Origin of the sequence: Muricoccus nepalensis, assembly GCF_006438825.1 — a bacterium.
GTDB lineage: Bacteria > Pseudomonadota > Alphaproteobacteria > Acetobacterales > Acetobacteraceae > Roseomonas > Roseomonas nepalensis.
Genome location: NZ_RCZP01000109.1, coordinates 1 through 1914 on the forward strand (window position 1 = coordinate 1; position 1914 = coordinate 1914).

3 protein-coding genes and 1 pseudogene are annotated in these 1914 nt (G+C 64.5%); 2 read left to right on the forward strand and 2 right to left on the reverse strand.

What is annotated here, in order from left to right; genetic code table 11:
* Together EAH89_RS30720 and EAH89_RS30725 are read left to right on the forward strand one after the other, a co-directional pair.
* On the forward strand, positions 1–284 hold a 284-nt coding region (locus EAH89_RS30720), incomplete at its 5' end, for an integrase core domain-containing protein (protein WP_241667263.1).
* A 319-nt stretch (positions 285–603) separates the two neighbouring features.
* Entirely contained in the window at positions 604–867 is a 264-nt protein-coding gene (locus tag EAH89_RS30725) for a hypothetical protein (protein WP_241667285.1), read from the forward strand.
* Positions 868–1007: 140 nt separating this feature from the next.
* Here the strand turns inward: EAH89_RS30725 and EAH89_RS30730 are convergent, their stop codons facing one another.
* Both EAH89_RS30730 and EAH89_RS30735 read right to left on the reverse strand, forming a co-directional pair.
* Positions 1008–1358 carry a hypothetical protein gene (locus tag EAH89_RS30730; RefSeq protein WP_140887973.1) on the reverse strand — a complete coding sequence of 117 codons (351 nt, stop codon included), beginning with the start codon at positions 1356–1358 and terminating at the stop codon, positions 1008–1010.
* Between the two features lie 384 nt (positions 1359–1742).
* Positions 1743–1914 (reverse strand): annotated as a pseudogene (locus EAH89_RS30735) (IS701 family transposase); the annotation flags it as partial.

Consider the following 1914-nt stretch of genomic DNA (forward strand, 5'->3'; position numbering starts at 1 on the left):
CGAGGACGGCGTTCATCGAGCCGGGCAGCCCCTGGGAGAACGGCTACGTGGAGAGCTTTAACGGCAAGCTGCGCGACGAACTGCTGAACGCCGAGGTGTTCAACACACTCGCCGAGGCCAAGGTCCTGATCGAGCAATGGCGCCGCCACTACAACACCGTTCGCCCGCACTCCTCGCTGCACTACCGCCCGCCCGCGCCAGAGGTCGTCCTAACGCACCTCGGCAGGCCACCACACGGCCAAACCGCCCACGCCTCAGCCCAGCTCCTGCCCATGCGCCATTAACATCCGACCCGGCGCACCTCGTGGGGGCTTGTCACTGGCGCAAGCCAAGGAGGACGCCGCTAAGGACTGATTGACGAGGGCACGCACAGTTCGGGGTGGCGTTCGCTGTGCATCGTCAGGCGTGATGTACGGCAAGCACAACACACCTGCCGTGTCCGCTTGGGGTGCTGCTTGAGAAGCTCCTGACTTTGCCTGACAGCTTCGTGTTGGCCGACTGGGGGCTCTGGTGATCAGTCGTTAAGCCGGCGAGCCGATAGTCTGATGCAGGCGCACACGGGTCGTCATTAGCCAGAAAGGCTCTTCTGATCGGGACACCTCCATGGCGGTTTCTTCGACGTCTTACTCCGCGCTCTCGGCCGAGCTCAGCTCCTGGCGGGAACTGCCGCCCGAGGTACAACTGTTGCTCGCGCAGGGCGCCATGCAGAAGGCGGCAGCCCTTCTTGCGGAGCACGCGGAGCTTCTAGCCGGTGAGATGGACGCGGGCGTGCTGCTCGACGAAGGCGGACCGGAAGCGCTGCGGCTATTCGCTGCGGCCGTGCGGGCGACGAACGGTGATGGTTGGGTGACCGTGGGGAACGCCTAACCCCATCGAGCATGATCTGGAGGTCTTTACCCAGGTACGGCTCACAACGGCGGGTAGCCCTGCTCAGGTGGCACCTTTACGAAATGCCGGCCACGGTAGGCGAGTGCCGCATCAGACCGTCCGGGCGCAGCCTCCATCCTTCACCAGCGCACCCCAACGGACACGACCTCGGGGCGCCGCCAGCGACGCTGCACCTCCACCGGCAGACACCAGCTACGGGTTCCCGTGTCGTAGGCCGGCGCATCCGTTGTTCTGGCTTCACGCCCGCGCTGAAGGCCAACCGCGCGCGCGACGAGCTCCCAGCGGTTTGCCACGATCGGCACGGCAAGCTCGTGCTCCACGCCGTCGAGCGTGAAGAAGATCCGGGTCATGCTCGCGGCGAGGTCTACCGCCGCCGCGTCAAGCCTGGAAGCCAAGAGAGACATCGCCGATTTCCGCTGTATCACGCGATCATTGAAGTGGCTGAACCCTGCCAAAGGGTAAACGGCCATGACACTTGGGCGGATCCGGTAAGCTCAGCTGCGCGCCTCGTTGCAAAACCCGCTGTCCGCTGGGCAAGCCTGAGACGGGCAGGAGGGCGGAAAACGGCTAAGGTTTTGTTGGGAGGGATGAGGTCATCGTCACGAAGCTCCTGATGGTGGACCCCCTTAATTCTACAGTTGAGCTTTCATGCGAGCCTCGCGCTGACTGCGGCGCCAGTGACATGTTCTGGCGATCGCCTGATGTAGGCGTCGCCAGAGGGACCATTTGAAGAGGCGGTCCAGCACGAGGCCAGCGGCGCGTCGGAGGTCGCTGATGAGATGGCGGATCTCGCCGGTGCTGAAGTCGACTGGAGAGGGGGTTTGCTGGTCCCCCTTTTTGCCGCGAGGCGGCGTTGAGCCTCACGCGCATGCCGGCGAGAAAGGCCAGAGCAAGCATGGCCAGTGTGATGTGCCGGTACCATCCGTGCCACGAGCGGATCTCGTAGTCGGCCAGGCCGACCTCCTGCTTGGCGACCTCGAAGCATTCCTCGATGGCCCAGCGCCGGCCCGCAACACGCGCCAGAGT